Below are 228 nucleotides of genomic sequence, written 5' to 3'. Positions count from 1 at the left end.
CCGCGGGCAGCGTGAAGACGACGTGGAAGTAGCCGACGGGCAGCAGGTCGACCTCCCGCTCGGCAAGCCATGTCCGTGCCGCCGCGCCCTGACACTTCGGGCAGTGCCGGTTGCGGCAACTGTTATACGCGATCCGCCGGTGCCCGCAGTCCTCGCAAGCCTCGACATGTCCGCCCAATGCAGCGGTGCGGCAGTTCTCGATCGCCGACATCACCTTGAGCTGCTGCA

1 protein-coding gene is annotated in these 228 nt (G+C 67.1%); it reads right to left on the bottom strand.

Annotation, left to right across the window (positions count from 1 at the left end):
* Positions 1-228: transposase zinc-binding domain-containing protein (locus IG169_RS23800; RefSeq protein ID WP_193178767.1), on the bottom strand; the 228-nt coding region annotated here is incomplete at both ends.

Source organism: Oricola nitratireducens (genome assembly GCF_014904745.1).
Classification (GTDB): domain Bacteria; phylum Pseudomonadota; class Alphaproteobacteria; order Rhizobiales; family Rhizobiaceae; genus Oricola; species Oricola nitratireducens.
Note: the sequence above shows the minus strand (reverse complement) of the source record. Positions and strands in the feature narration are given on the sequence as shown.